This window comes from Pedobacter sp. 10L46_2 (assembly GCF_056395165.1).
In genome coordinates this window covers 1-1199 of record NZ_JBFTIZ010000537.1, presented here as the reverse complement: position 1 = coordinate 1199, position 1199 = coordinate 1, and the positions used below count along the sequence as shown (strand labels likewise).

The following is a 1199-nucleotide window of genomic DNA, read 5'->3' as shown; positions in this document are numbered from 1 at the left end:
GACCTGCACACTGCCAGAAACGACTGGGGAGGGACTGTTTATCCGGCAGTTCCCGGTCATGAAATAGTAGGCAGGGTAACCAAGGTGGGATCTGAAGTAAGCAAATTTAAAGTAGGAGATTTGGCTGCGGTAGGGTGTTTAGTAGACTCGTGCAGAGAATGTGCCAGCTGTAAACAAGACCTGGAGCAATATTGTATTCCTGGCTTTACGGGAACTTATAACGGAAAGGACAAACATTTAGGCGGGCGCACTTTTGGCGGTTACTCTGAAAAAGTTGTGGTTGATGAGCATTTTGTTTTAAAGTTGCCCGAAAACCTTGATCTGGCTGCTGTAGCGCCATTACTATGTGCTGGTATTACGACCTGGTCTCCATTAAGACACTGGAATGTTGGGAAAGACAGCACCGTTGCCGTTGTGGGTTTGGGCGGATTAGGCCATATGGCGATAAAATTGGCTAAAGCACTTGGTGCGCATGTAACATTATTTTCAAGATCGCCCGGAAAAGAAAAAGATGCGCTTGAATTGGGCGCCGATCAGGTTATTATTTCTACAGACCCGGCGCAGATACAGGGTGTAGCAGGAAAATTTGATTTGATTGTTGATACTGTTCCTTATGTGCATAACTTAAATGAGTATGTACCTACACTGAATATAAATGGTACGTTGGTATTGGTAGGGTATCTTGGTGGGCTTGATCCGTTGTTGAACTCTGTACCTATGATTATGGGGAGGAAATCTGTTGCAGGATCGTTAATTGGTGGAATTGCCGAAACACAGGAGATGCTTGATTTCTGTGGGGAACACAATATTGTTTCGGAGATAGAGGTAATTAAGATGCAGGAGATTAATGAAGCGTATGAGCGTATGCTGAAAAGCGATGTGCGGTATCGCTTTGTAATTGATATGGCGTCGTTAAAGAATAATTAGGATTACAAATAAACAGGGCAGTATGCCCTGTTTATTTTAACAGTTAAATACATTCCATTTATGCCCATCAGGGTCTGAAAATCCAAAGCCATAATAACCCGGGCCAAATTCAGCAGGTTCATCAAAGATCTTGCCGCCGCCATTCCTGACTTCAACAGCCCATTTATCGGCTTCTTCTTTATTATCTGCCCAAAGTGTGAAAATCACTTCATTTCCTTTAGACAAATCTGCTACTTCTCCTCTCAACGCATTTTTTAGAGAATCTTGTACAA

Annotated in this window: 2 protein-coding genes; one reads left to right on the top strand and one right to left on the bottom strand. The window is 43.0% G+C overall.

Going from position 1 to position 1199, the window contains the following annotated elements; translation table 11 throughout:
* On the top strand, positions 1-927 hold a 927-nt coding region (locus tag AC1DDX_RS27605), incomplete at its 5' end, for an NAD(P)-dependent alcohol dehydrogenase (protein WP_477623060.1).
* A 36-nt stretch (positions 928-963) separates the two neighbouring features.
* Here AC1DDX_RS27605 and AC1DDX_RS27600 read toward each other — a convergent pair.
* The coding region (locus AC1DDX_RS27600) for a VOC family protein (protein WP_477623059.1) at positions 964-1199 on the bottom strand (236 nt) is incomplete at its 5' end.